This window comes from Mesorhizobium loti (assembly GCF_003148495.1).
Lineage (GTDB): Bacteria > Pseudomonadota > Alphaproteobacteria > Rhizobiales > Rhizobiaceae > Mesorhizobium > Mesorhizobium loti.
In genome coordinates this window covers 1,139,761-1,163,901 of sequence record NZ_QGGH01000001.1, presented here as the reverse complement: position 1 = coordinate 1,163,901, position 24,141 = coordinate 1,139,761, and the positions used below count along the sequence as shown (strand labels likewise).

At 63.4% G+C, this 24,141-nt stretch carries 26 protein-coding genes; 10 read left to right on the top strand and 16 right to left on the bottom strand.

What is annotated here, in order from left to right; translation table 11 throughout:
• Positions 1-9: 9 nt before the first annotated feature.
• The 6 genes from C8D77_RS05880 to C8D77_RS05855 form a co-directional block, all read right to left on the bottom strand.
• A complete protein-coding gene (locus C8D77_RS05880; protein WP_109660153.1) occupies positions 10-738 on the bottom strand; it encodes an ABC transporter ATP-binding protein in 729 nt (242 codons plus the stop codon).
• Positions 738-1,502 (bottom strand): ABC transporter ATP-binding protein, encoded by a 765-nt coding sequence (locus tag C8D77_RS05875; protein ID WP_109660151.1) that lies wholly within the window; start codon positions 1,500-1,502, stop codon positions 738-740. Before C8D77_RS05875 ends, C8D77_RS05880 begins: the two co-directional genes overlap by 1 nt.
• A gap of 2 nt (positions 1,503-1,504) precedes the next feature.
• Positions 1,505-2,464 (bottom strand): branched-chain amino acid ABC transporter permease, encoded by a 960-nt coding sequence (locus C8D77_RS05870; RefSeq protein WP_245462898.1) that lies wholly within the window; start codon positions 2,462-2,464, stop codon positions 1,505-1,507.
• Positions 2,464-3,375 carry a branched-chain amino acid ABC transporter permease gene (locus tag C8D77_RS05865; protein WP_109660147.1) on the bottom strand — a complete coding sequence of 304 codons (912 nt, stop codon included), beginning with the start codon at positions 3,373-3,375 and terminating at the stop codon, positions 2,464-2,466. The genes C8D77_RS05870 and C8D77_RS05865 overlap by 1 nt, the downstream gene beginning before the upstream one ends.
• Before the next feature lie 117 nt (positions 3,376-3,492).
• The gene (locus tag C8D77_RS05860) at positions 3,493-4,602 is read right to left on the bottom strand and encodes a branched-chain amino acid ABC transporter substrate-binding protein (protein WP_109660146.1); all 1,110 of its coding nucleotides are present in this window, start codon (positions 4,600-4,602) and stop codon (positions 3,493-3,495) included.
• Between the two features lie 149 nt (positions 4,603-4,751).
• Positions 4,752-5,387, bottom strand: a complete 636-nt coding sequence (locus tag C8D77_RS05855; RefSeq protein ID WP_109660144.1) for an RraA family protein — start codon at positions 5,385-5,387, stop codon at positions 4,752-4,754.
• 242 nt (positions 5,388-5,629) lie between these two features.
• Here C8D77_RS05855 and C8D77_RS05850 point away from each other — a divergent pair, with 242 nt between their 5' ends.
• The 6 genes from C8D77_RS05850 (at position 5,630) to C8D77_RS05825 (ending at position 11,402) form a co-directional block, all read left to right on the top strand.
• Positions 5,630-6,406: an SDR family NAD(P)-dependent oxidoreductase gene (locus C8D77_RS05850; protein WP_164548750.1), complete on the top strand. Its 777-nt coding sequence runs from the start codon at positions 5,630-5,632 to the stop codon at positions 6,404-6,406.
• Positions 6,407-6,412: 6 nt separating this feature from the next.
• On the top strand, positions 6,413-7,075 hold the full coding sequence (gene pxpB, locus C8D77_RS05845) for a 5-oxoprolinase subunit PxpB (protein WP_109660142.1): 663 nt from the start codon (positions 6,413-6,415) through the stop codon (positions 7,073-7,075).
• Complete coding sequence (locus tag C8D77_RS05840; RefSeq protein WP_109660139.1) at positions 7,072-8,052, top strand: 5-oxoprolinase subunit C family protein; 981 nt, start codon at positions 7,072-7,074, stop codon at positions 8,050-8,052. Before pxpB ends, C8D77_RS05840 begins: the two co-directional genes overlap by 4 nt.
• A complete protein-coding gene (locus C8D77_RS05835; RefSeq protein WP_109660137.1) occupies positions 8,049-9,212 on the top strand; it encodes an epoxide hydrolase family protein in 1,164 nt (387 codons plus the stop codon). The genes C8D77_RS05840 and C8D77_RS05835 overlap by 4 nt, the downstream gene beginning before the upstream one ends.
• A 39-nt stretch (positions 9,213-9,251) precedes the next feature.
• The gene (locus C8D77_RS05830; protein WP_109660135.1) at positions 9,252-10,283 is read left to right on the top strand and encodes an Ldh family oxidoreductase; all 1,032 of its coding nucleotides are present in this window, start codon (positions 9,252-9,254) and stop codon (positions 10,281-10,283) included.
• A gap of 93 nt (positions 10,284-10,376) precedes the next feature.
• The gene (locus tag C8D77_RS05825) at positions 10,377-11,402 is read left to right on the top strand and encodes a proline racemase family protein (protein WP_109660133.1); all 1,026 of its coding nucleotides are present in this window, start codon (positions 10,377-10,379) and stop codon (positions 11,400-11,402) included.
• A gap of 51 nt (positions 11,403-11,453) precedes the next feature.
• Here the strand turns inward: C8D77_RS05825 and C8D77_RS05820 are convergent, their stop codons facing one another.
• Genes C8D77_RS05820 through C8D77_RS05800 form a run of 5 tightly spaced genes read right to left on the bottom strand, consistent with a single transcriptional unit; the run spans position 11,454 to position 15,689 of the window.
• Positions 11,454-12,227, bottom strand: a complete 774-nt coding sequence (locus C8D77_RS05820; RefSeq protein WP_109660131.1) for a LamB/YcsF family protein — start codon at positions 12,225-12,227, stop codon at positions 11,454-11,456.
• Between the two features lie 38 nt (positions 12,228-12,265).
• On the bottom strand, positions 12,266-12,661 hold the full coding sequence (locus C8D77_RS05815; RefSeq protein ID WP_109660129.1) for an acetyl-CoA carboxylase biotin carboxyl carrier protein: 396 nt from the start codon (positions 12,659-12,661) through the stop codon (positions 12,266-12,268).
• Positions 12,651-14,024 (bottom strand): acetyl-CoA carboxylase biotin carboxylase subunit, encoded by a 1,374-nt coding sequence (accC, locus tag C8D77_RS05810; protein WP_109660127.1) that lies wholly within the window; start codon positions 14,022-14,024, stop codon positions 12,651-12,653. The genes C8D77_RS05815 and accC overlap by 11 nt, the downstream gene beginning before the upstream one ends.
• Before the next feature lie 5 nt (positions 14,025-14,029).
• On the bottom strand, positions 14,030-14,479 hold the full coding sequence (locus tag C8D77_RS05805; protein ID WP_109660125.1) for an acetyl-CoA carboxylase biotin carboxyl carrier protein: 450 nt from the start codon (positions 14,477-14,479) through the stop codon (positions 14,030-14,032).
• A 7-nt stretch (positions 14,480-14,486) separates the two neighbouring features.
• Entirely contained in the window at positions 14,487-15,689 is a 1,203-nt protein-coding gene (locus tag C8D77_RS05800; RefSeq protein ID WP_109660123.1) for a pyridoxal phosphate-dependent aminotransferase, read from the bottom strand.
• A gap of 183 nt (positions 15,690-15,872) precedes the next feature.
• Here C8D77_RS05800 and C8D77_RS05795 point away from each other — a divergent pair, with 183 nt between their 5' ends.
• Both C8D77_RS05795 and C8D77_RS05790 read left to right on the top strand, forming a co-directional pair.
• Positions 15,873-17,051 (top strand): NAD(P)/FAD-dependent oxidoreductase, encoded by a 1,179-nt coding sequence (locus C8D77_RS05795; protein ID WP_109660121.1) that lies wholly within the window; start codon positions 15,873-15,875, stop codon positions 17,049-17,051.
• 106 nt (positions 17,052-17,157) lie between these two features.
• Entirely contained in the window at positions 17,158-17,811 is a 654-nt protein-coding gene (locus tag C8D77_RS05790; protein ID WP_027167548.1) for a GntR family transcriptional regulator, read from the top strand.
• Positions 17,812-17,857: 46 nt separating this feature from the next.
• On the opposite strand, the gene C8D77_RS05785 is transcribed toward C8D77_RS05790, so the two are convergent.
• The 5 genes from C8D77_RS05785 to C8D77_RS05765 all read right to left on the bottom strand — a co-directional run bounded on the left by C8D77_RS05785 (position 17,858) and on the right by C8D77_RS05765 (position 21,841).
• A complete protein-coding gene (locus tag C8D77_RS05785; RefSeq protein ID WP_109660119.1) occupies positions 17,858-18,307 on the bottom strand; it encodes a VOC family protein in 450 nt (149 codons plus the stop codon).
• Positions 18,308-18,311: 4 nt separating this feature from the next.
• Entirely contained in the window at positions 18,312-19,091 is a 780-nt protein-coding gene (locus C8D77_RS05780; RefSeq protein WP_109661315.1) for an SDR family NAD(P)-dependent oxidoreductase, read from the bottom strand.
• 97 nt (positions 19,092-19,188) lie between these two features.
• Positions 19,189-20,667 carry an aldehyde dehydrogenase gene (locus C8D77_RS05775; protein ID WP_109660117.1) on the bottom strand — a complete coding sequence of 493 codons (1,479 nt, stop codon included), beginning with the start codon at positions 20,665-20,667 and terminating at the stop codon, positions 19,189-19,191.
• Positions 20,668-20,675: 8 nt separating this feature from the next.
• On the bottom strand, positions 20,676-21,263 hold the full coding sequence (locus tag C8D77_RS05770) for a thiamine pyrophosphate-dependent enzyme (RefSeq protein WP_109661313.1): 588 nt from the start codon (positions 21,261-21,263) through the stop codon (positions 20,676-20,678).
• Between the two features lie 5 nt (positions 21,264-21,268).
• Positions 21,269-21,841 (bottom strand): thiamine pyrophosphate-binding protein, encoded by a 573-nt coding sequence (locus C8D77_RS05765; RefSeq protein ID WP_109660115.1) that lies wholly within the window; start codon positions 21,839-21,841, stop codon positions 21,269-21,271.
• 101 nt (positions 21,842-21,942) lie between these two features.
• Here C8D77_RS05765 and C8D77_RS05760 point away from each other — a divergent pair, with 101 nt between their 5' ends.
• Positions 21,943-22,878, top strand: a complete 936-nt coding sequence (locus tag C8D77_RS05760) for a LysR family transcriptional regulator (RefSeq protein ID WP_109660113.1) — start codon at positions 21,943-21,945, stop codon at positions 22,876-22,878.
• 105 nt (positions 22,879-22,983) lie between these two features.
• Positions 22,984-24,132, top strand: a complete 1,149-nt coding sequence (locus tag C8D77_RS05755) for an acyl-CoA dehydrogenase family protein (protein ID WP_109660111.1) — start codon at positions 22,984-22,986, stop codon at positions 24,130-24,132.
• Positions 24,133-24,141: the final 9 nt, after the last annotated feature.

Sequence of the window (24,141 nt, the reverse complement as noted above, 5' to 3'; positions counted from 1 at the left end):
CCCATGTATCTAGGCGGCGACGCCGCCTAGATAGGCGCTGATGACCGCTTCATTGCTCGCGAGATCGCTGCCTGGTCCCTCAAGAACGACGCGCCCGGCTTTGAGCACATAGCCGTAGTCGGCGAACTTCAAGGCGACTTTGCTGTTCTGCTCCACGAGCAGAATGGTCACGCCTTCACGATTGAGGCGTTGCACGATGTTCATGACTTCCTTGATCAATTGCGGCGCCAGGCCCATGGAAGGCTCATCGAGCAGGAGAACCTTGGGCGCGGCCATGAGGGCCCTCCCGATCGCCAGCATCTGCTGCTCACCTCCCGAGAGGTTCCTTGCATCGCCATTCTGTCTGCGGGCCAGGATGGGGAAGAGTTCAAAAACGTGGTCCAGCCGCCGGCGGCGCTCGACATCGTCGGCAAGCGTAAACGAGCCGAGGTCAAGGTTCTCCTTGATCGTCATGTCGCCGAAGATACGCCTTCCCTCCGGAACGTGGACGAGCCCGCGATGCGGCAGGCGATGGGCAGGAACCCTGGTTATGTCCTCGCCCAGGAAGCGGACACTTCCAGAGGATGCGGCAACAAGGCCCGATAGCGTGCGCAGCGTGGTGCTCTTGCCCGCACCGTTTGCGCCAAGCAGGGCGACGATCTGGCCGCGCTTGACCGAAAGGCTGACGCCATGAAGGGCTTCGATGCCGTCATAGCGCGCGACGATGCGGTCCGCGGAAAGAACGATTTCGACGTCCATCATTCCTCCGTACCGAGATAGGCTTCGATAACCCTGGGGTCCGCTCGCACGGCCTCCGGTGGCCCGTCGGCGATCTTCTGGCCGTAGTCGAACACCACGATCTTCTCCGACACTTGCATGACCAGGCCCATGTCGTGCTCGATCAGCAGGACGGTGACGCCGGTCTCGTCGCGAATGCGGCGGATCAGGTGCACAAGGTCCAACTTCTCGCGCTCGTTCAGGCCGGCGGCAGGCTCGTCCAGCAAGATGAGCTCGGGCGCCGACGCCAGGGCTCTTGCGAGTTCAAGCCGCCGTTGATCGCCATAGGAAAGACCGCCGGCGCGGCGATGCGCGTGCTGCTGGATGCCGACGAAATCGAGCCAGCGCATGCCGGCTGCTCGGATCGCCTCCTCCTCGCGCCGCTGTGCCGGCAAGTGCAGGATCGCCGACACAATGCCGTGGCGGCTGCGGCAATGCTGGCCGGACATGGCGTTTTCCAGAACGGTCATTTCCTTGAACAGCCGGATGTTCTGAAATGTGCGGGCGAGCCCGAGCGCGGTGATGCGATGCGGCGGCAAACCGGTAATTGGCCGGCCGCCCAGACTGATCGAGCCGCCCTTCGGCTTGTAGAATCCGGTCAGGCAATTGAAGAGCGACGTCTTGCCGGCCCCGTTCGGCCCGATAAGACTGTTGATAGCGCCCTTCTCGACCGAGAACGAAATGTCGTGAAGGACTTTCAGTCCTCCGAAACTGAGGCGCAGATCGCGGACTTTCAGCAAGGCCATGGTCAAACTCGCTTGTCCGGCCAGAGCCCGTTCGGCCTGAAGAGCATGATTGCCAGCAGCGCAACCGCGGTCACCAGGGGACGATAGGTGCCCGCCCCGCGCAGCACCTCCGGAAGCAGGGCCACGAGAACTGCACCGAGCACAACGCCGGGAATGCGGCCCATGCCACCCAGCACGACGCCAAGCAGGATGAGCAGCGATTGGTTGAAGGTGAAACTCTCCGGCGAGATGGCCGTCATCTTGGCCGCGTAGAGGCATCCGGCCACGGACGCGATCACCGCGCCCATCATATAGGCCTGCAGCTTGGCCGTGACACGGTTGATGCCGATACCGGCGGCGGCGTCCTCATCATAGCGAACGTAAAACCAGGCTCGTCCCATTCGCGACCGCTCGACGCTCAGGCAGACGAAGGCGGTGAGCAGCGCCAGCACCAGGAACGCATAGTAGAAGTGCTGCACCTGCATCAGCTTGAAGCCGAAGATCTCCGGCCGCTCGATGCCGATAAGGCCGCTGGCGCCGCCGGTGATGTCCAGGTTGCGGGCGATGATGCGCACGATCTCGCCGAAGCCCAGCGTCACGATCGCCAGATAGTCGCTGCGCAGCCTCAAGGTCGGAGCGCCGATGATGATGCCGGCCACGCAGGCTGCCGCCATGGCGACCGGGATGGTGAGCCAGAAATTGAAGCCGAACTCCGCGGTCAGGATGCCTGATGTGTAGGCGCCCACCGCGAAGAAGGCGGCGTAGCCGAGATCGAGCAGACCCGCATAGCCGACGACAATGTTGAGCCCGAGGCACAGAACGACATAGAGCAGCGCCGTGGTCGCCACCTCAGTCACATAGGCGTTGGCGAATTGCGGCAACACCAGCGCGCAGGCGAGTGCCGCCAGGCCAGGCAGCACAACGGACCAGCGCATCAGTCGCGGTTGCGCGGTGGCCGGCATGGTCCTCACTTCGTCGGTCATCACACCCGCTCCACCACCGAGCGACCAAGAAGGCCGGTCGGCTTGAACACAAGGAACAGGATCAAGGTCCCGAACACGAAGACGTCACGCCACTCCGAGCCGACGAAGGGCAAGGACGAGCCGAAAGCCTCGAGCAGGCCGAGCAGCAAGCCGCCGAGCATGGCGCCCGGCACGCTGCCGATCCCGCCTATGACCGCGGCGGTGAAGGCCTTGAGCCCCATGATGAAGCCCATGAAGAAATGGACACTGCCATAATAGGCGCCGGCCATGACCCCGCCGCCGGCGGCGAGCGCCGAACCCATGAAAAAGGTCAATGCGATCACCCGGTCGACATCGATGCCCATCAGGCGGCTTGCCCCCATGTCGATGGACACCGCGCGCATCGCCTTGCCGTACATGGTGCGTGAGACAAAGGCCTGCATCCCGGCCATAAGAGCGATGGAGGCGGCCACAAGCACCATCTGCGTGTAGGTGATGTGAACGGTGGAAATGTCGACACCGGCAAAACCGAGATCCGTGTTGAAGGCGTAATGCCGCCCGCCCGTCAGGGCGAGTGCCGTACCGTTCAGCACCATCGACGCACCGAGCGCCGTGATCAGGATGGAGAGGCGCGGCGCATTGCGCATCGGCCGATAGGCGAAGCGTTCGATGACGACGCCGAGCAAGCCGACAACCAACATCGACACCAGCAGGGCGCAGACCACGCCCAGCCAGCCGTTGCCAACCCATATGCCGACGAAGGAAAACACGATGAGGCCAACGAAGGCGCCGTTCATGTAGATGTCGCCATGGGCGAAATTCAGGAGCTTGATGACGCCGAACACCATGCTGTAGCCAAGCGCGATCAGGGCATAGAACGAGCCGACGATAAGACCGTTCACCAGTTGCTGAATAAGCAGGTCGAGCGTCATTGATGCTCCGGGGGCAGAATTGAAAAAGTCTTGCCTGGGCGCAGCGTCGGCGCCAGACAATCGGCGGTGACGCCGAGGCCGCCACAAGGCCTGCCTCGGCGTCAATCTGGTTCGCCTTTATTCGACAGCCACCCACTTGCCGCCCTTGGCGATCACCGGGCGGAAATTTGACGTCTGGAGCGTGTTCTTGTCGGTAAACTTGATTTCACCGGCAAGGCCCTTGAAGTCGCTTGCCTTGAGCGCTTCGATGATCGCCTTTTGATCCACCGACTTGGCCCGCGTGATCGCATCGGCGATCAAGTCGCCCACATCGTGGGAGAGCGCCGCATAGGCGCCGGCATCGCGGCCATAGGTTTCCTTGTACTTGGCCTTGAAGTCGGCCGCGCCGGACAGGAGGTCGACGGTGGGCGGGGACAACAGGTACACGCCCTCACCGGCCGAACCGGCGATTTCCAGATATTCCGGCGAATTGTTGCCGTCGCCCAGCACAATGCCGCCCTGGAAACCGGCCTGCCGAAGCTGCTTGGTGAGCAATGCGCCACCGGCATGATAGGCGGTCCAGAAGACAGCGTCGGCGCCGTTTGATTTGATCTTGGTGACGACCGCCGAATAATCCTGCTCGCCGGCCGTGGTGGTCTCCTTGGCGGCAATTTCGCCGCCTGCGCTCTTGAAGGCTTCGGCGGTCAGCTTGGCCAAGTCGGACGAATAGGCATCGCCTTCGTCCACGACCGCGATCTTCTTGAAGCCGTTCTTCTTGAAGAGTTCGACGGCCGTCGTCGCCTGCATGTCGCCGGTCGAATTGGCGAGGAAGGCATTGCCCTGATTGGCAGCGACCAGCTTGGTCGAATTCGCTCCGATGATGACGAATGGGATGCCGGCGTCACCGTAGATCTTCAACGTCGGCAAGACGGCGCCCGAACAGTAGCCGCCGACGATGGCAGTCACGCCTTCCGAGACAAGCTTGCTGCCTGCGGTCACCGCCTGCTGCGGATCGCAGGCGTCATCGGCGGTCGTGGTGGTGATCTTGTCGCCGTTGACGCCGCCTTTGGCGTTGACGGCATCGATCGCCATCTTCACGGCATTCTCCATATCCTGCCCTTCACTGGCCAGTTGGCCAGTCATGGGAGCCACGATGCCGATCTTGATGTCGGCAGCCGCGGCCATCGTGGTCAGAGCCAGCCCGGCAAGGGCGGTGGCACAAGTGAGCCTCTTGAAGGAAACAACCATTAATTCTCTCCATTTTCCCCTGTTGGCGCATCCAGGCGGCGTACCTGAAATGCATTGTTTCGCCCCTCGGTTAGCTGGGGAGCGGTTATGTTGAGCAAGATCGCCAGCCGGCCACGCGATTTGTCACCGGCAAGGACTGACCCGGCAGATCAGTGACTGCCGCCGGAGGCCCGGGCATACGCCCCCTGGTAGCGGTTCTCCCGGATGCTCTGCATGATGTCGGCCTCGCGGCTTTCCTGCGCCAGGACGGCGGCCAGCAAGGCCGCGGCACCGTCGATTGGAAATGCCACGACGCCATCCTCGTCGCCCACGACGATGTCACCTGGACCGACGACCATGCCGCCTATGCAGACGGGAACATTAATGGCTCCCGGACCATCCTTGTACGGCCCGAGATGGATGGCCGATCGCGCGAAGCATGGAAACGGACTGCGGCCGATGGCACCGGCATCGCGGATGGCGCCGTCGATGACAATGCCTGCGGCGCCGCGCGACGCCGCGACACTTGTCATGATTTCGCCGACCAGCGCGCGGCCCTCATAGCCACCGCCATCGACGACGATGACGTCTCCGGGCTGCAACAGATCGAGCGCACGATGGATGAACTGGTTGTCGCCGGGACGGGTCCTGACCGTCAGCGCCCTCCCCGCCATGACGCCGCTCACCCGATGAAATGGCCGCAACCCGACAGCTCCGGGGACACGAGCGAGATTGTCGCTGATCAGTGGCGTCGCAAGAGCGCGGAACGCGTCTATCAGTTCGCTTCCCTGAGGTGCATCTGCCATCTCCCGTTCTCCCACTGTCGGTCCTCTTTTGTGAATATAGTATCCAATCACAATTAATTCGGCAGTGTCAACCGACTTGCGGATAGTCCTCTGAAAAAAGCAAAGACTGCCCAAAACCGCTGCGTGCCGGCCTAGTGCAGTCATCCGGCAGCCATTCATCCGGGCTTGCAATGGCGTCGAAGTTCAAGATAAGTTGGATAACATATCCATAATTGTCAAAAATCATAAAAGGGATTTGGATCGTGAAGCACGCAGGAAAAGTCGTGATCGTTACCGGGGCGGCACAAGGCCTTGGCCTTGCCTGCGCCGAGCGCTTTCATGCCGATGGCGCCAAGGTTGTGCTTGTCGACGTGCAGGCCGATCGCGGGCGCGAGCATGCCGAACGTCTTGGCGAGCGCGCCGTCTGGCTGTCCGCCGACCTTTCCGAAATCAGCAGGGACATGGCCGACGGCATCATTGCCAAGGCCATGCAAAGCTTCGGCGGTGTCGACGTGCTCATCAACAATGCCGGCATCATCCATCTGGACGATTTCGTCGACTTCCCCGAGGAGGCCTTCGACCTGGTTCAGCGCGTCAATCTCAAGGCGCCCTTCCTTCTTGGGCAGGCTGCGGCAAGAGCCATGATCGCGCAGGGACGCGGCGGCTCGATCATCAACATGTCGTCGATCAACGCCATTCTGGCCATTCCCAATTCCGTCGCCTATGCCGTGTCCAAGGGTGGCATCAAGCAGCTGACGGCGGTGATGGCCGTCGGCCTGATCCCGCACAACATCCGCGTCAACGCCATCGGCCCCGGCACCATCCTGACCGACATGGTCAAGAGTTCCGTCATGGCCAGCGAAGCGCAGCGCCAGACCATCCTGTCGCGCACGCCGAGCGGCCGCTGTGGCGAACCCTCGGAGATCGCCAGCGTCGCTTCCTTCCTGGCCAGCGACGACGCCTCCTACATTGTCGGCCAAACCATCTATCCGGATGGCGGTCGCCTGATCCTGAACTATACAGTGCCGGTGAAGGACTGACCGCCCGTGGTTGCAGGTACGCCCCACATCAGTCTTGCGGGATCAGGCGCGCTGCTGCTCGATGGCGCGCAGGGGGCTTTCAATGATGCCACCCAGGAACTGGTCTGGGCGGTAGCGGATGCCGCGCTGAACCTCGAGGGAGTACGCGAGGCCGTTCCCGGCATGAACAACCTCCTCGTAGTGTTCGACCCGCTCGCCACCGACGCACAAAGCCTCGGCGAGCAGCTGAAGTCGCTCTGGGCCAGCACGGAAGCCTCCGCGATAGCCGGTACGCATCATACCATTCCCGTCAGCTATGGCGGCGCGCGCGGCGAGGACCTCGCCGGCTGGGCCGCGCATTGCGGCATGTCTGTCGATGAAACCGTCAGGCGCCACGCGGCGGCCACCTACACCGTGGCTGCCATCGGCGCCATGCCGGGCTTTCCCTATCTGTCCGGTCTCGACCCGCGGCTGGCGTGGGCACGGCGCAGCACGCCTCGCCTCAAAGTCGCCGAGGGCGCCGTTATCATCGGCGGCGCGCAGGCGGGTATCATGCCGATGACAGCACCATCCGGATGGCACATCATCGGCCATACGGACGTGACGCTGTTCAGGGCCGAAGCGGAATTGCCCGTGCTGCTCAGGCCTGGAGACACGATCCGCTTCGCAATCGCAGGGATCGAGGCATGATCGAGATCCTCACCACCGGCCTGCCGAACACCGTCCAGGATCTCGGCCGGCCCGGCCATCTGGCGCTGGGGGTCAGCCATGGCGGCGCCATGGACAGGCAGGCGTTGGCGATCGCCAATCTCATGCTGGGCAATGATCCCTCGGCCGCCGGGATCGAGGTCGCGCTTCATCCGTTCCGGCTGCGCGTGCACATCGACACCGCCGTCGCCATCACCGGCGCGGATTGCGCCGTCAGCGTCGGCGACCGGCCCTGCCCGCCCTGGTGGGCCATGGCGATCCGCGCCGGCGAGACCCTTGTCCTCGAAGCGCCGCGCATCGGTGCCCGTTCCTACATCGCCTTCGCCGGCGGGCTCGATCTGCCGCCAGTCATGGGGTCGCGCGCGACGGATGTGAAAGGCAGTTTCGGCGGGCTCGCCGGACGCGGGCTGTCCCGCGGCGACCGGCTTGCGCTCAACCCTGCGCAATGCGGCCTTCCTGCGGGCGGGTTTGGCTCAGCGCTGGAGGAGCGGCGCGGCGCGGCGGACGGCGCTGCCTGCGCAATCGAATTGCGGGTTCTGCCGGCCGCCGAATTCGACGCCTTCACGCCGGAGGCCCAGGCGGCTTTCACCGGCAACGAATGGAGCATCACCAACGACGCCAACCGTATGGGATATCGCCTTTCCGGAGAGACGCTTTCCCTCCTCTCACCGCTGGAATTGCTCTCCCACGGTATCGTGCCGGGCACCGTTCAAGTGCCGCCGTCCGGCCAACCGATCATCCAGCTTGCCGATGCCAACACGTGCGGCGGCTATCCGAAGATCGCTACGGTGATCGAAGCCGACCTCTGGCGGCTGGCGCAAGCGCCGGTCGGCGCGCGCCTGCGTTTCTTGCCTGTGTCGATCGAAGCGTCGACGGAAGCGCTTCGCGCCAACCGGCAGCGACGTCGCGACTTTATCGCCGCCCGCAACCTCATCGTCGGCAAGCAGAGGGCCCCATGAAAATTCGCCCCTTCACGATCGAGATTGCCCAGTCTGAAATCGACGATTTGAAGAAGCGCATCTCGAACTGGCGCGAGCCGGACCAATTGCAGGCGATAGGCTGGGCGCAGGGAACGGAATACGAAGAACTGCGGCTACTTATGCAGCACTGGCGCTCCGGCTTCGACTGGCGCAAGCAGGAAGCCGCCTGGAACATCCATCCGCACTACCAGACGGAAATCGGTGGCCAAACCATCCATTTCATCCATGCGCGCCCCGCTGTTGCGACCGGCAGAACGGTCATACTCACACATGGCTGGCCAGGCAGCGTCTTCGAATTTCACAGGCTGATCCCGCTTCTGACCGACCCGCTTTCGCATGGCGGAAGACAGGAGGACGCCTTCAATGTCGTGGCCCCGTCGATTCCCGGCTATGGCTTTTCGAGCCGGCCGACCAAGCCTGGTCTCAACCTGTTCACAATTGCCGACCTGTGGGCCGAGTTGATGAGCCGTCTCGGCTACAAACGATATCTCGCCCAGGGAGGGGATCTGGGCGCCGGCGTGTCGACCTGTCTGGCACACGCGCATCCCGACAGTCTCGCCGGGGTGCATCTCAATTTCATCCCCGGCTCATTCTCCCCCCCTCACGATCCAAGCCCGGATGGCGACCTGACCTTGGAAGAACGCGCCTTCCTGGAACGGAAAGCCGGATGGGCGGATCTTCATGGCGCCTATGCTCATATTCAAGCGACGCGTCCGCAAACGCTTGCCTACGGGCTGATGGATTCGCCGGTCGGACTGGCAGCCTGGATGATCGAAAAATTCCGCGACTGGAGCGATTGCGACGGCGATCTGGGTAACGCCGCTTTTTCGCGCGACGACATGCTCGCCAACATCTCGCTTTACTGGTTCACCCGGACCGTCGCTTCGTCGATGCGGCTCTATTGGGAAACGCGCGCTCGCCCGCTTGCATTCGCGCCCGGCACGACGATCAACGTCCCGCTTGCGGTGGCGTTGTTTCCCAAAGAGCTGCCGATGCCGCCAAGAAGCTGGGTCGAACGCGTCTTCAAGGACATCCGCCGGTGGACAGCGATGCCGCGCGGTGGTCATTTCGCAGCCCTCGAGCAGCCCGCTTTGCTTGCAAAGGATCTAAGAGCCTTTGCCGGCGGTCTGGATTTTTAAAGGCAGCGTTTGCGCGCAGCCAAAACCCGAAGGCCAGAAATGAGCAACACCGTTCTCACCATCGATGCCCTGCATGAGCGCGTCGATGCAATTTTCCGCAAGGCCGGACTGAACCCCATCCAGGCCAGCGCCATCACACGGGTCATCGTCGCGGCGGAACGCGACGCCTGCAAATCGCATGGTGTCTACCGGATCGAAGGCGCCCTGCGGACGATCAAGGCCGGAAAGGTGGAGCCGAACGCGGTGCCCGAGTTGTTGCCTCAAGACGCTCCCGCCCTCGTCAAAGTGGATGCGAAGCACGGTTTCGCCAACCCGGCCTTCGAACTGGGTCTGCCCGTGCTGGTCGAACGAGCACGCTCGTGCGGCATTGCCGCGCTCGCGATCAACGATGCGGTACATTTTTCCGCCCTTTGGGTGGAGGTCGAAGCCCTGACGCAGGCAGGCCTTGCCGGCCTGGCCATGTGCCCGAGCTATGCCACAGTCGCCCCGACCGGTGGCAACAGACCCTTGCTTGGCACCAATCCTTTTGCCTTTGGCTGGCCGCGCGAAGAGCAGCCACCTTATGTTTTCGACTTCGCGACCTCGGTTGCCGCGCGCGGCGAGATCGAGCTGCACCGCCGGGCCGGCAAGAAACTGCCGGAAGGCTGGGCGATCGATGTCGACGGCAGGCCGACGACGGATCCGGAAGCTGCCCTGGCAGGCGCCATGCTTTCCTTCGGCGGGCACAAGGGTTCTGCCATCGGCACGATGATCGAACTGCTCGCCGGCATTATGATCGGCGACCTGACCAGCCCCGAGGCACTCGATCTGCTTGGCACCACGACGCTTTATCCATCGCATGGAGAGCTGATCATCGCCTTTTCGCCGCAAGCTTTTTCCGCCGGCCGTCCCGGAAATCCTCTGGGTCGTGCTGAAGCCCTGTTCGAGGCGATCGTAGGTCAGGGTGCACGCCTGCCCTCGCAGCGGCGGTTCCTTGCTCGTGCGGCTTCGGAGAGAGACGGCATCAGCCTCTCAGCCCAGGAGATCGAACAGCTCGACCGTTGTCTCGAGCAAGGGCTGGACGGCGTTTGAAGTCATTCGTCCGCCTCATCCGCGTTTTGCGAAAGCACTCCATTCCCCTCATCGCCGCAGGAATTGAGAACCGATCGTTCAGAAGGAGAAGAAATGCGCTGGTCTAGAACATTCACGGTCGTCGGCTGCCATGCCGAGGGAGAAGTCGGCAATGTGATCACCGGCGGCGTCATGGACGTGCCCGGCAAGACCATGTTCGAAAAGAAGGAATATCTGCAAGAGCATATGGATGACATACGCGGGCTGGTCCTCTTCGAACCGCGCGGCGCACCCTACGTCAACGCCAACATCATCCTGCCGCCCTGCGATAGCTCGGCCGACCTCGGCTATGTGATCCTCGAAAGCACCGAATACCCGCCCATGTCGGGCTCCAACACCATCTGCGTCGCCACCGTGGCGCTGGAGACCGGCATGGTGTCGATGAAGGAACCCGAGACATTGCTGCGCATGGAAGCACCGGCCGGCATGATTGAGGTGCGCTGCCTCTGCGAGAACGGCAAGGTGAAGCAGGTGGAGTTCACCAATGTGCCGGCTTTCGCGGTCCATCTCGACACGCCAGTCGAGGTTGAAGGGCTCGGCACGATCACCGTCGACACCTCCTATGGCGGCATGACTTTCGCCCATGTCAACGCTCGCGCACTCGGCTTTTCCATAACACCCGACGAGGCTCACCAGATGTCGCTGATGGGCCAACGCATCAAGAAGGCGGTCAACGAGCAGCTCGAGGTCGTGCATCCGGAGAACGCGAAGATCCGCGACGTGTCCAACGTGATTTTCGAAGGCCCGATCGAGCGCATCGACGGGCGCGTGGAAAGCGTCAACGGCACGGTGTGCCTGCATGGCAGGCTCGACCGCTCGCCGACCGGCACCGGCACCACCGGGCGGCTGGCAGTGATGTCTGCGAAAGGGCAGATCGCCAAGGGTGAGCTGTTCCGCAACAAGTCGATCATCGGGACCCATTTCGATTCCCGCGTGATCGCCAATGCGCGCGTCGGCGAGCGCGACGCCGTCGTGGTCACCATCGCCGGGCAGGCCTGGATCACCAGCATCGGCCAGCATGGCCTTGACCCGATAGACCCTTATCCACGCGGACATCGCCTCAGCGATGTCTGGTTCTGAAACGATGGCGGCCGTGCCCGCCAGCACGGCCGCGTAACCGTTCGGCCGTGCTCAGGCCGCGAACGCTCGGACCCTGACACCGTTCGCTTCCAGCCGTCTCCTGACATGCGCGGCGATGGCGACGGCCGCCGGCGTGTCGCTGTGGACGCAGATCGAATCGATCGGCGTCCGCAGCAGCTGCCCGGAAAGCGTCTCGATGGCGCCTTGCTTGACCATCCGCACGACCCGTTCCGCCGCCTTCTCGGCATCGTGGATGACCGCGCCGTCCAGCTTGCGCGAGACAAGAAAGCCTTCCTCCGTATAGGCGCGGTCGGCGAAGATTTCGGACCTGACCGTCAGGCCCGCGTCGCGCGCGATCCTGTCCTGGAAGCCGAGCGCGATCGCCAGGCAGATCAGGCCGGGATCGACGGCCTTGACCGCGCGCGTCACGGCTTCGGCGACGCCTCGGTCCGTCTGGGTGAGGTTGCCCAGCGCGCCATGTGCCTTCACATAGCGGATCGGGTGGCCGGCATAGGCGGAAAGCGCCTGCGCCGCGCCGATCTGGTAGGCGACCAGCCTTTCGATCTCATCCATGGAATGCGGGATGATGCGGCGTCCGAATCCCCACAGATCGGCGAAGCTCGGATGCGCGCCAACGGCGACGCCCTTCTCGCGCGCCATCAAGAACGTGGCCGCCATGATCTCGGGGTCGCCGGCATGAAAGCCGCAGGCCACATTGGCGGAACTGACGATGTCGAGGATCGCCGCATCGTCGCCGAGCCTGTAGGCTCCAAAACCCTCGCCCATGTCGGAATTGATATCGACCTGCAATCCTTTGGTCGCCATGGCGCTTTCCTCAGTGGTTCGAACCATCGCCTCTGCCTTCACACCAGCTCGTAGAGCGGCGTGCCGTAGCCGACGACCGCGCCGTCCTCGGCCAGCGCCGCGCCCAGCACGCCGTCTGCCGGCGCGAGCACGGCCTTCAGGCATGGGCCGACCTGCAGGACGCCGACCGTCTCGCCCTTGCGGACCATTTGGCCAGGTGCGGCAACCGACCGACCGGTCGTTGGATGATCGAGACGGAACACGCCGACGCCGGGCGCGCGCACACCCTTGAAGACCGTTTCGGCCTTCGGCGCCTCGGTCGCGGCCACGGGTGTCGGGGCAACAACGGACTGCACAAGCAGGCGCAGCGAAAAGCCGGCCTCCGCCAGCTCGATCTCGCCGATGCCGGCACTTGCGCACCAGGCGGTCAGCCTTTCGATCTCCTCAACCGTCATTACCGCCTCGTCCCCGGAGCAGACCGCCTTCAATGAGACGTTCAAGATGGTGGATATCGAAGCCGCCAGCGGCGAAGCCGGGCTCCTCCATGAGGAGGCCGTGCAGCGGTGCATTGGTGGCGATGCCGACCGCCTCCATCTCGCCCAGCGCCCCGCTCATGCGCCGGATCGCCTCGGCCCGCGTCGCGCCATGTGCCAACAGCTTGGCCACCAGCGAATCGTAATGCGGCGGCACGGTGTAGCCGGAATAGAGATGCGATTCGACGCGGATTCCGGGACCGCCCGGCGGCGTCCAGCGCTCGACCCGGCCCGGATGCGGCTGAAAGCTGTACGGATTTTCAGCGTTGATGCGGCATTCGACGGCGTGGCCCTGAATGCGAACGTCTTCCTGGCTGAACGACAGGGGTTCGCCGCGGGCGATGCGGATCTGTTCACGCACGATATCGATACCGGTGACGAGTTCGGTGACGGGATGCTCCACCTGCACGCGGGTGTTCATCTCGATGAAAGAGAAGCGTCCGTCCTCGTGGAGGAACTCGAACGTGCCGGCACCGGTATAGCCGATGGTCAGGCATGCGCTGGCACACAGGTCGCCGATCTCGGCGATCGCCTCGCGGGCGATGCCGGGCGCCGGCGCCTCCTCGATGATCTTCTGGTGGCGGCGCTGCATGGAGCAATCCCGCTCGCCGAGCCAGACCGCCCTACCGTGCTTGTCCGCCAGAATCTGGATCTCGATATGGCGCGGGTGCTCGAGGAATTTTTCCAGATAGACTTGCGGGTTGCCGAAGGCGCGGTCCGCCTCTTTCACCGCCATCGAAACGGCTTCCATCAGCGCGCGCTCCTCGCGCACGATACGCATGCCGCGCCCGCCGCCGCCACCCGCCGCCTTGACGATGACCGGATAGCCGATGGCTTCGGCAATGGCGCGCACTTCTTGCTCATCCTGCGGCAGCGCACCTTGCGAGCCCGCAACGCAGGGAACGCCGGCGGCGATCATAGTGCGCTTGGCGGAGACCTTGTCGCCCATGGTACGGATCGCCGCCGCAGACGGCCCGATGAAGATGAGGCCGGCGTTTTCGACGGCCCCGGCGAAGGCAGCATTTTCCGAGAGGAACCCATAGCCCGGATGGATCGCACCCGCGCCGGCGAGCTGCGCGGCGGTGATGATCTCGGCGATGTTGAGATAGCTATCCGTCGCGGCAGCCGGTCCGATGCAGATCGCCCTGTCCGCCAGCGCGACATGGCGAAGGCCCGCATCGGCTTCCGAATGCGCCGCCACCGTCTTCAATCCGAGATCGCGGCATGCACGCAGGATGCGCAGTGCAATTTCACCGCGGTTGGCGATAAGGACGGTATCGAACATCGCCGCTAGCCCAAATCTTCGAGAACGAACAGCACGTCACCGGACTGCACGGCGGCATGGTCGTCGAACGCGATCTGCACGATCCGCCCAGCGCGATCGGATTCCACGACGTTGAACGTCTTCATGGCTTCTAGGACGCCGATCGTCTGCCCTTCCACGACCACATCGCCAAGCGAAGCGAGCGGCGGTTCGCCTTCGGTGCCGGAACGGTAGAACACGCCTGTCAGCGGCGCGCGGATTGAATGCCACGCGATGGGCGGAGTTGTCGAAGCTGGATTTGAAGAGACGGCGGTGTCTGCGGCTGGCTGCGGCGAAGGCTGCACCTGCGACGCGGATTGCGCCGGCGCCGCCTGCCTGGACATGCGGATGCGAACGCCGTCGCGCTCGATCTCCAGTTCGGCAATGGGCGAACGCGAGACAAATTCGATCAGCTTCTGGACGAAGTCGAGATCCATCGCCGGCCTATCGCAGCGCTTCGACGGCCTCGGCGATGCGCCTGATCGCTTTTTCGATCAGGTCCATCGACGTGGCTATGGAAATGCGGAAATGCGGTGACAGGCCGTAGGCTGAGCCCTGCACCACCGCGACCCGTGCCTGATCGAGCAGGTAGAGCGAGAAATCGTCGTCGCTGCCGATAGGAGTGCCGTCCGGGCGGCGACGGCCGATCAGGGCCGAGCAATTGGGATAGAGGTAGAAGGCGCCCTCGGGCGTCTGGCAGGTGAGACCGGGAATCGCGCGCAGCAGCTCCAGTGCGCGGTCGCGCCGCGCCTGGAATTCGAGCGCCCGCGGGCGAAGAAAGTCCTGAGGACCTTCCAGTGCTGCTATGGTCGCGGCCTGCGAGATGGATGACGGGTTCGACGTGCTTTGGCTCTGCACGGTCGCCATGGCACGGATCAACTCTTCCGGCCCGCCGGCGTAGCCGATCCGCCAGCCGGTCATGGCATAGGCCTTCGACACGCCATTGACTGTCAGCGTGCGGTCCTTCAGCCGTGGCTCGACGCCGGCGATGGTGTGGAAGGCGCGCCCGTCGAACAGGATATGCTCGTAGATGTCGTCGGTCAGCACGTGCACATGCGGGTGATCGAGCAACACCTCGGCCAGGCCCGCAAGTTCGTCGCGGCTGTAGACGGCGCCGGTCGGATTGGAGGGCGTGTTGAGCAGCAGCCATTTCGTGCGCCCCGTGATCGCGGCTCGCAGGGCTTGCGGCGTCAGTTTGAAGCCCTGCGCCTCCGTGCAGGGAACGACCACGGGCTTGCCTTCGCCGAGCAGGACGATGTCGGTGTAGGAAACCCAATAGGGCGCGGGGACAACCACCTCGTCGCCGGGAGCCAGCGTTGCCAGCAGGGCGTTGTAGATGATCTGCTTTGCGCCACCCGCGACGCTGATTTGCGAAGGCTTGTAGTCGAGGCCGTTCTCGCGCCTGAATTTTCCGGCCACCGCCTTCTTCAGCGCGGCCGTGCCATCCACCGCCGTATAGCGCGTCTCCCCCCTGCGCATCGCCTCGTAGGCCGCCTCGACGATGTGCGGAGGCGTCGGAAAATCCGGCTCGCCGGCGCTCAGGCTGATGACGTCGATGCCGGCTGAGCGCATTTCGATTGCCCGCGCGGTGACCGCCATGCTGGGGCTTGGCTTGATGACGTCGAGACGGGGAGCGATGAGGCCCACGGAACAATCCTCGGCATGCCTGATATTTGGTAAAAATTGGATAATGTATTCTGATTTTCGCGTCAAACCCCTTTTTCTGCGTCGAAGACCGGGTTATGTCTCATTTTGGAGGTGGGTCGATAGAGAAAAGTATCCAATCCTTCGTCGCCACCGATAACATTCGAGATAGGGAACACGATTGGAATGGGCACAAACTATGATGTGGTGATCGTCGGCGGAGGCGTTGTCGGCAGCTCGATCGCCTACTTCCTGTCAGCCAATCCGGATTTCGATGGCAGGATCGCGGTGATCGAGCGGGACCCCTACTACACGGCGTCCTCGTCTTCCTTATCGACCAGCGCCATACGCCAGCAGTTCGGCACGGCGCCGAACATCGCCATGTCGAAGTTCAGCATCGACTTCCTGCGCCAGGTAAAGACACGGCTTGCCATTGGCGATGAGTTGGCCGACATCGGCCTGCATGAGCCCGGTTATCTCGTGCTGGCGACGCCCGAGCGGGCCGACGCGCAGCGCGCCAAGAACCGCGTTCAGCGCGGCATGGGCGTCGACGCCGAGCTGATCGAGCAGGTCGAACTGGCACAACGCTTCCCGTGGCTCAACACGGACGATCTCGCGCTTGGCTCACTCGGCCTTGGCAGCGAAGGCTGGTTCGACGGCCCTGGCCTGATGCAGGCATTTCGCCGCAAGGCGCGCACGCAGGGCGTGGACTATCTCGCCGCGACGGTGACCGGACTGAGCATGGCGTCTCCCGGCAAGGTCGGCGAAGTGGTTCTGGACAATGGCGAACGGCTTGCCGCCGGCACAGTGATCAACGCGGCCGGACCATGGAGCGCGGGCATTGCCAGGATGGCCGGCGCCGAGTTGCCGGTTGTCCCGAGCAAGCGCTGCGTCTTCGTCTTCGAAACGCCGGCAAGGATCGACAACTGCCCCTTCGTCTTCGACACAAGCGGCTTTTGGCTGCGGCCGGAAGGTCAGCTCTTCCTGTGCGGTATTCCGCCGGTGCGCGAGAACGACCCGGACGATTTTGGCCTGGATGTGGACTACGACCTGTTCGACGAGTTGATCTGGCCGGCGCTGGCCCATCGTGTACCCGGCTTCGAACAATTGCGCATGCTGCGCGCCTGGGCGGGGCTCTACGAGTACAACACCTTCGACCACAGTGGCATCATCGGCCGGCATCCCGAGATCTCGAACTTTGTCCTGGCCACCGGCTTCAGCGGCCACGGCATGATGCATGCAGCGGCAACCGGGTCGGGCGTCAGTGATCTCATTGCCTATGGCGAGTACCGCTCTGTCGACCTATCGGCCTTCCGCTACGAACGGATCGCTGGCAACCAGCCCATCGAGGAACATGTCTACTGAAGCGAAACGGGCGACATGGCATCGCAGTGACAACGGTGCTATGCGTCCACTTCTTCAATCAAAACGGCGCCAGTCGACAAACACGGCGGCCGCCCCAGGCTGATTCATGCTCGTACAGAAGAAAACCATCTCGACCCAGGTCGCCGATGCCATCAGGCAGAAGATCCTGATCGGCGAATACGAGGCCAACTTCCAGCTGCGGCAGGAGCATCTGGCCACCGAGTTCGGCGTCAGCCGAATTCCGGTGCGAGAGGCGCTGCATCAGCTTCATTCGGAAGGCTTCGTCACGCTGGTTTCCCACAAGGGCGCCGTCGTCACCTCCATTTCCCTGGACGAGATCCTCGAGCTCTACGAATTGCGGGCCCGGATCGAAACATGGCTACTGGCACTAGCCATTCCAAGGATGACGGAGGCCGACCTCGCGCTGGCCCGCGAGCGCGCAAAACAGCACCAGGAGCAGGGCAAGACCGGCGAGTACTCGAACCAGCTCAACTGGAACTTCCACGCAGCGCTCTACGCGCCGTCCGGCCGCAAGGCGACGATCGAACTGGTGGGGCGCATCTACCAGCAGCTCGAACGCTACACGCGCATGATGGTGACGCTCACCGAGATCCAAGCCCAGTCCGACCGCGACCACTGGCAGCTCATCGACCTGTGCGAAGCCAAGGACACACTGCGCGCAGTCGGCCTTTTGGAAATGCACATCATCACCAGCGGCAAATTCCTGGTCGACCGGCTTCAGGAATTGCGGGGCAGCTGATCAATCGCCCCGTCTCCTTGTCCAGCCCCAATCCTTCGCGCGAAGATCATTTGCCGGGCAGATTGGTCGCCCGCGTCAGCAGGATCACCCCCGCCTTGTCGGCTGTGTCGTAGTAGGTGAAGCCGGTGCGGTTTTCCCGGCGCCCGCGCATCAGCACGGCAAGGCCGTCGGTTTTCGCCTTGGTTTCGGCTGCGTCCGCATCACGGACCTCAAAGCCGATGTGGAAGACGCCTTCACCCTTTGTATCGAGATGAATCCGCTGTGGTGAAGGATCGTGGTTCGGCTGGCACAGTTGCAGCTGAGTGTTCGGCAGGTTGCAAATCCGGTATTGCATCGCCTTGAAACCCTCCGGGCTTGGGACCTGGAGTTCTTCGTATTCAGCCAGCGGCGGATAGGACTCCCATGGCCCGATGCCGATGGAGTCATAATAGGCCTGCGCCTTGTCGATATCGTGCACGACGATGCAGATGTGATGCAGCTTGTCGAAATTACCCATATCCTCACTCCTTGATCGGGACCGTATAGTTCAGCACCCGGCGCCCTCCGTCGGGGTAGATCGTCTCGCCGGTGATGTAGGAAGCGTCGTCGCTGGCCAGGAACGCCACGACCGAGGCGATCTCGGCTGCCGTGCCGAGGCGCCCGAGCGGTGTGCGCGAAAGAACCGCCCGCCGCATTTCTTCCGAGTCGATGAATGTCCCGTCCATGACCATGTCCGTGGCGATAGTGCCCGGGCCGACACCGACCACGCGGATGCCGTGGGGAGCGAAGGCGACGGCCGCGGTGCTGGTGACCTGGTTCATGCCGCCCTTGGAGATCGCGTAGGTGGCGACGCGCGGGTTGGCGAGGCCGGAATTGATCGACGACATGTTGATGATAACGCCGCCACCACCCTGCGCGATCATCTGCCGGGCTGCCGCCTGGGTGCCCATGAACGCGCCCTTCAGATTGACGGCGAGAACCCTGTCGTAGTCCGCCTCTGTGATGTCGAGAAAGTCTTGAACCGGAGCGATGCCGGCATTGTTGACCATGATGTCGACACGGCCGAACTTCGCTACCGCCGCCGCAACCAGCGCATCGATCTGGTCCTTCTTGCTGACATCCGTAACGAGAGCCAGGACGCTGTCGGTGGTGCCGATTTCCGCGGCACATTTTCTCAGTTCCGTGGCATCGATGTCGCCGAGCACGAGCTTCGCGCCTTCGGCCAGAAAGCGTTCCGCGCAAGCGCGTCCGATGCCGCGCGCCGCTCCTGTGACAACAGCCACCTTGCCTGCCTGTCTCATGTCCAGTCCCTCGATCATTGTAAGTCGGCCACCGTCTCAGGGAGCGATGTGCCGAGCTTGGCCACGGATAAGGAAGATTCTCCCACCGAAGCCTACCCTAGCGGATAACGAAGGGATTGGCGGTCTTGCCGGCCGTGTCTATCCACACCGTCTTGGTCTGCAGATAGGAATTGATGGCCTCCTGCCCACTTTCGCGACCGATACCGCTCCTCTTGTAGCCGCCGAAGGGCGCCATGTAGGAGACGGTGCGATATGAATTGATCCAGACCATCCCCGCTTCCATCGCGGCCGCGCCGCGCAGCGCCCGGCCCATGTCGCTGGTCCATATCCCGGCCGCCAGTCCGTAGGGGCTGTCATTGGCAATGGCGAAGGCCTCGTCCTCGTCGTCGAACGGAATGACCGACAGGATCGGCCCGAACACCTCTTCACGCGCGATCCGCATGGTGTTGTTCACGCCGGTGAAAATGGTGGGCTCGACGAACCAGCCCTCGGCCAGTTCGCCGGAAGCCGGCTTGCCACCGCCCAGCACGCAAAGTGCACCCTCGCGGCGCGCGATGCCGAGATAGGACAGCACCTTTTCGCGCTGGGCTTGCGTGGTGATCGGTCCCACCTGCGTCTCGGCCAGCGCCGGATTGCCCAGTCGAGCGCTGGCCGCCAGCGTTATGACATTCTCCACGAACCGGTCATGGATCTTGCGATGCACCAGCAGGCGAGAGCCGGCAATGCAGGTCTGGCCGCTGGCGGCGAAAATGCCTGATATCGCGCCGTTGACCGCGCTCTCGATATTGGCATCGTCGAAGACGATGTTGGCCGATTTGCCGCCGAGCTCCAGCGTGACGGTCTTGAGCTGTTCGGCAGCCGCGCGGTAAACGGCGATCCCGCCGGGCTCACCGCCGGTAAACGCGATCTTGGCGACGTCGGGGTGGGCAACGAGCGGCACGCCGACATCCAGCGGCATGCCGGTGACGGTGTTGACCACGCCAGGGGGAAAGCCCGCCTGCGCAAACAGTTTCACGAACTCCAGCGTCGAGGCGGAGGCATGTTCCGACGGCTTGACGACGACAGTGTTGCCGGCCGCCAGCAGCGGCGCGAGCTTCCAAGTCAGAAGCAGAAGCGGCGAGTTCCACGGCACGATTGCCGCAATGACACCCAGCGGCTCGTGGCGGGTGAAAGCAAACATCCCTGCCTTGTCGATCGGCAGCACCGACCCTTCGATCTTGTCGGCAAGACCGCCGAAATAGCGGAACCATTCCGGGATATAATGCAGCTGCGCCGTCATTTCGGTGATCAGCTTGCCGTTGTCACGCGTCTCGATGGCGGCAATGCGATCCGCATTCTCGGCGATCAGCTCAGACAGTCGCACAAGCAGCTTGCCGCGCGCGGTGGGCGTAATGCCGGCCCATTCCTTCGACCGGAAAGCCGCTTTGGCGGACGCCACGGCAGCGTCCACCTCGGCCTCTCCGCCGCGCGGGATCAGGGCCCAGGGCTTGCCGGTAAACGGATCATGGCTCTCGAATGTATCGGCAATCGGTTGCAGCCGACCGCCGACCGTGTTCTGGAAACTGACCAGCGTCATATCGGCCCTCAACAGGTGGCAAAGCCCAGATGGGCGCGAAAGCGGTTCTTGACCTCGACCGCGTCGCGCGGCGGCAGCGAGCGCGGCAGGTTCTCGGCGGTGATTTTCAGCACGAAAAGGCGTGGGCCGTCGGCCGGGCGGCAAAGCTCTTCACACAGCGTGTCGACCTCCTCCAGCGAACGCAACTCGGCGGTTTTCGAAAAACCGCAGGCGGCCGCGACCTTGTCGAAACCAATGCCCTTGCCGGTGTGGCTGGACTGCATGCCGGTCTCGCCGAAATGCTGGTTGTCGAGCACGATTAGGTCGAGATTTTTCGGCCGCGCCACCGAGATCGTCGCCAGCGAACCGAACGCCATCAGCTGTTCGCCATCTCCGGTAATAACCATGACCCGCTTGTCGGGCTGGGCCTGGGCAAGCCCGAGGCCGATCAGCGCAGCACCCCCCATGGCGCCCCACAGATAGTAGTTGTCGTTGCGGTCGCCGGCGGCATGCACGTCGTAGCTCGGCGAGCCGAGACCGGTCACGACCAATGCGCCGTCGCGGGCGTCGAGCAGCTTCTTCACCGTAACCCGGCGGTCCATCGTCGGTAAATTCATGTCGCTCACCACTTCTTCTTGCCGAGCAGCCGCTGCCCGATCAGCACGGCAATCTGCTGGTCCGCGTCGAAAGCCATCAGGGCCGCTTGCGCCACCGTCTCCACGAGGTCGGGACCGGTCTCGGCGCGCAGCACCCTGAGGCCGATAGCCTTCAGCGAGGCCTCCGTCGCCTGCCCCATCGGCACCTGCCACGGATTGAACTCGGCCCATTCGCCCCGCATCGTCACTAGGACGAGCAAGGGAAAGCGCGCCTGCACGGGAAGCGACAGCATGTTGATGCAATTGCCGACGCCTGAGGATTGCATGAGCACGACGCTCCGCTTGCCGCCGAGCCAGGAGCCTGCGGCAATGGCGATACCCTCCTCCTCCGTCGTCAGCACATTGGTGACGACCTCGGGATCCTCACTGAAAAGGCGGATCAATGTGGTATGGCCGGCGTCCGGCACATAGGACATATGACTGATGCCGGCAGCCTTGAGCACGTCATAGACCTGATCTGGCCACTGCCTTTCAGACGCCGCCGGAGCGGCTGCAAGCGCTGCTGCTTGCGGATGTTTTGCTTCTACGCTCGCCGTCACCTTGGACCTCCGGGAATTTGGATTGGAACCAGGTTACCTCGGCCGTCCGATCTAATCTTCGTCTCTTTCTTGTGACCAGATATAATGATATTCGATAGCTCATGGAATTGTCGCAGCTACGCACCCTGATCCACGTCGCTGAACTCGGCAGCCTCAGCAAGGCTGCCGACCGGCTGCACATCGCGCAGCCGGCGCTCAGCCGGCAGGTGCGCATGCTGGAGGAGGAATTGGGCTTTGCCCTTTTCCTGCGCCACGGACGCGGCATGGTGCTGTCCGAGCAGGGCAAGGAGGTGCTGACGCACGCCATGCGCGTGATGGCCGAGATCGACGAGATCCGCGCCACGGCCACGCCCGCCGATGCGCCGCTGACCGGCGAAGTGGCCATCGGCCTGCCACCCACTGTTGCCGACATTATTTCGCTGCCGCTGGCTGCCGCCTTCGGCAAGGCCCATCCCAAGGCGAAACTCAGACTTGTCAGCGCCTACACAGGCTATCTGCTGGACTGGATGCATCGCGGCGAGGTCGACGTTGCGGTGCTCTACGACCCACGCATGGCACGTTCACTGCGCTCGCGTCCGCTGCTCCTGGAAAACCTCTTCCTGATCGGACCGCCCGACGCGGGATTTTCGACCGTGCGCGCCGTATCGTTCGCCTCGCTCGCCGGCAAGCGCCTGCTGCTGCCCAGCATCAAGCACGGGCTGCGCATCATTGTCGAACGCTGCGCCACGGATGCCGGCATCACGCTCGATGTCGGCATCGAAGCGGATTCGTATTCGGCGCTGAAGGACCTGGTGCGCAACGGCCATGGCTGGACGATCCTGCCGCTCGCTCCCATCCATGCCGACGTGACCGCCGGGCTGCTCACCGCCGCGCCGTTGATCGACCCGGTGCCCGTGCGCCGCCTGATCCTTGCCTACCCGGCAGACCGGCCTGCCTCGCGGCTGGCGCGGTTTGCAGGACAAGCGATAGAGGACGTCGTCAAGGATCTTGTCGGGCGGGCCGTCTGGGTTGGCCAGCTTCTCGGCCCCCCGCCCTAAGCATTCGAATTCCGTTATATCTGCTCACGTCCGCCTTGCATTGCTGACAGGGCATTGAGGCGCGATAGTGAGGCCCGCAGCAAGACGAAAAGCCGGACAAACCTCATGGAATCCTATCAGGACATTCGCGATGCCGTCGCCAGGCTGTGCGCGCGCTTTCCCGGAGAATACTGGCGCGCCCTCGACAGGGACATGACCTACCCCGGTGAATTCGTCGCAGCGTTGACCGAGGCCGGCTGGCTCTCGATCCTGATCCCCGAGGCGTATGGTGGCGCGGGCCTGCCGCTTTCGGCCGCCGCTGCCGTGCTGGAGGAAATCCAGCGCGCCGGCTGCAATGGCGGCGCCTGCCATGCCCAGATGTACACGATGGGCACGCTTGTCCGCCACGGCTCGGAAGCCCAGAAGCAGCGATACCTGCCGAAGATCGCCGCGGGAGAATTGCGCCTGCAGGCCTTCGGCGTCACGGAACCGACCAGCGGCACGGATACCGGCGCGCTCAAGACCACGGCTCGCCTTGATGGCGATCATTTCGTGGTCAAGGGCCAGAAGATCTGGACCAGCCGCGCCGAGCATTCGGATCTGATGCTGCTGCTGGCGCGGACTACACCGCTCAAGGACGGCATGAAGAAGACCGACGGCCTCTCCGTCCTCATCGTCGACATGCGCGAAGCCGTTGGCAACGGCCTCACCATCCGGCCGATCCGCACCATGATGAACCATGCCACCACCGAAGTCTTCTTCGACGATCTGCGCGTGCCGGCCGAAAACCTGATCGGCGAAGAGGGAAAGGGATTCCGCTACATCCTCTCGGGCATGAATGCCGAGCGCATCCTGATTGCAGCCGAATGCGTCGGCGATGCGAAATGGTTCATCGAAAAGGCAGGCACCTACGCCAAGGAAAGGCATGTGTTTGGCCGGGCGATCGGCCAGAACCAGGGCATCCAGTTTCCGATCGCAAGAGCCTACGCCAACATGCGCGCGGCCGAATTGATGGTGCGCGAGGCGCTGAACCTCTACGAGGCCAGCAAGAACCCCGGCGCTGAAGCCAACATGGCCAAGATGCTGGCAGCCGACGCTTCGAACGAGGCCGCCAATGTCTGCATCCAGACGCATGGCGGGTTCGGTTTCGCGGAAGAGTACGATGTGGAGCGCAAGTTCCGCGAGACGCGTCTCTATCAGGTCGCGCCGATCTCGACCAACCTCATCCTGTCATACCTTTCCGAGCACGTGCTTGGACTACCGCGTTCCTACTAGGAGTCGTCC

Bases quoted from the DNA above. Each gene is read 5' to 3' on its own strand.
- C8D77_RS05880 (WP_109660153.1), bottom strand. From the start codon at position 738: ATGGACGTCGAAATCGTTCTTTCCGCGGACCGCATCGTCGCGCGCTAT.
- C8D77_RS05875 (WP_109660151.1), bottom strand. From the start codon at position 1,502: ATGGCCTTGCTGAAAGTCCGCGATCTGCGCCTCAGTTTCGGAGGACTG.
- C8D77_RS05870 (WP_245462898.1), bottom strand. From the start codon at position 2,464: ATGACCGACGAAGTGAGGACCATGCCGGCCACCGCGCAACCGCGACTG.
- C8D77_RS05865 (WP_109660147.1), bottom strand. From the start codon at position 3,375: ATGACGCTCGACCTGCTTATTCAGCAACTGGTGAACGGTCTTATCGTC.
- C8D77_RS05860 (WP_109660146.1), bottom strand. From the start codon at position 4,602: ATGGTTGTTTCCTTCAAGAGGCTCACTTGTGCCACCGCCCTTGCCGGG.
- C8D77_RS05855 (WP_109660144.1), bottom strand. From the start codon at position 5,387: ATGGCAGATGCACCTCAGGGAAGCGAACTGATAGACGCGTTCCGCGCT.
- C8D77_RS05840 (WP_109660139.1), top strand. From the start codon at position 7,072: ATGATCGAGATCCTCACCACCGGCCTGCCGAACACCGTCCAGGATCTC.
- C8D77_RS05835 (WP_109660137.1), top strand. From the start codon at position 8,049: ATGAAAATTCGCCCCTTCACGATCGAGATTGCCCAGTCTGAAATCGAC.
- C8D77_RS05830 (WP_109660135.1), top strand. From the start codon at position 9,252: ATGAGCAACACCGTTCTCACCATCGATGCCCTGCATGAGCGCGTCGAT.
- C8D77_RS05825 (WP_109660133.1), top strand. From the start codon at position 10,377: ATGCGCTGGTCTAGAACATTCACGGTCGTCGGCTGCCATGCCGAGGGA.
- C8D77_RS05820 (WP_109660131.1), bottom strand. From the start codon at position 12,227: ATGGCGACCAAAGGATTGCAGGTCGATATCAATTCCGACATGGGCGAG.
- C8D77_RS05815 (WP_109660129.1), bottom strand. From the start codon at position 12,661: ATGACGGTTGAGGAGATCGAAAGGCTGACCGCCTGGTGCGCAAGTGCC.
- accC (WP_109660127.1), bottom strand. From the start codon at position 14,024: ATGTTCGATACCGTCCTTATCGCCAACCGCGGTGAAATTGCACTGCGC.
- C8D77_RS05805 (WP_109660125.1), bottom strand. From the start codon at position 14,479: ATGGATCTCGACTTCGTCCAGAAGCTGATCGAATTTGTCTCGCGTTCG.
- C8D77_RS05795 (WP_109660121.1), top strand. From the start codon at position 15,873: ATGGGCACAAACTATGATGTGGTGATCGTCGGCGGAGGCGTTGTCGGC.
- C8D77_RS05790 (WP_027167548.1), top strand. From the start codon at position 17,158: ATGCTCGTACAGAAGAAAACCATCTCGACCCAGGTCGCCGATGCCATC.
- C8D77_RS05785 (WP_109660119.1), bottom strand. From the start codon at position 18,307: ATGGGTAATTTCGACAAGCTGCATCACATCTGCATCGTCGTGCACGAT.
- C8D77_RS05780 (WP_109661315.1), bottom strand. From the start codon at position 19,091: ATGAGACAGGCAGGCAAGGTGGCTGTTGTCACAGGAGCGGCGCGCGGC.
- C8D77_RS05775 (WP_109660117.1), bottom strand. From the start codon at position 20,667: ATGACGCTGGTCAGTTTCCAGAACACGGTCGGCGGTCGGCTGCAACCG.
- C8D77_RS05770 (WP_109661313.1), bottom strand. From the start codon at position 21,263: ATGAATTTACCGACGATGGACCGCCGGGTTACGGTGAAGAAGCTGCTC.
- C8D77_RS05760 (WP_109660113.1), top strand. From the start codon at position 21,943: ATGGAATTGTCGCAGCTACGCACCCTGATCCACGTCGCTGAACTCGGC.
- C8D77_RS05755 (WP_109660111.1), top strand. From the start codon at position 22,984: ATGGAATCCTATCAGGACATTCGCGATGCCGTCGCCAGGCTGTGCGCG.